This is a genomic window from Desulfosarcina cetonica JCM 12296 (genome assembly GCF_001311845.1).
Lineage (GTDB): Bacteria > Desulfobacterota > Desulfobacteria > Desulfobacterales > Desulfosarcinaceae > Desulfosarcina > Desulfosarcina cetonica.
Map to the genome: position 1 here is coordinate 1 of NZ_BBCC01000511.1, position 790 is coordinate 790.

Sequence of the window (790 nt, forward strand, 5' to 3'; positions counted from 1 at the left end):
CAGAAGCCGGCCGCCGGCCATCACCAACCAGCGGCCGGCCGTGCGTTCGGCAAAGGTCAGGTCATGGGTCACCAGGATAATGGCCTGCCCGCTTTTTTGCAGGCGGGTCAGCAGGCGTCGCAAATGCGCCCGGAAACGGAAATCCTGACCGGCGGTGGGTTCATCCAGGGCCAGGATCGCCGGACGCGATGCCAGGGCCGCGGCAAAGGCCACCCGTTTCTTCTCACCCCCACTCAAGTGAAAGGGTGTTTTTTCGCGTAGTGGGGCCAATTGGAAAATTTCCATCAGCTCGTCGATCCAGGGACGGTCCAGTACCCCAAGGGCCTGCGGTCCGACACACAATTCCGCTTCGACCGAGAACTTGAAAAACTGGTTGTCGGGGTTCTGAAAGGCCAGGCCCACCTCCCGGGCCAGGGTGGCCACCGGGGTCTTGCGCGTATCCCGGCCACGGATGCGAATCGATCCGCCGGTCGGTCGCTGCAACCCCACAAGATGTCTGAGCAGGGTCGTCTTGCCCGCGCCGTTGGCACCCACAATGGCGATGCACTCGCCGGCGTGCAGGTTGAAGGCGATATCTTCCAGGCACATCCGGCCATCTTGCCGGCTGGATAGGGCCTCCACCGTCAGGACCGGTGGCGTCTGCCGATCGACGGCGACCATGGGTGGACCGGGTTCCAACCGGTCCAGCAAATCCATGCGAGGCGCACGCCGCCGCCAATCGGCGAGGCTAAAGCGCCTGGTGGACACGCCATGGCCCTTGCCAGGCGCAGGGCCAGGGGCGGCTCCAGCC

1 protein-coding gene is annotated in these 790 nt (G+C 64.9%); it reads right to left on the minus strand.

The genetic code is table 11. From position 1 onward, the window contains the following. Window positions 1-660 (minus strand): energy-coupling factor ABC transporter ATP-binding protein (locus JCM12296_RS35290; RefSeq protein WP_218188469.1); only part of this gene is annotated, 660 nt, incomplete at its 3' end. Between the last annotated feature and the right edge of the window lie 130 nt (window positions 661-790).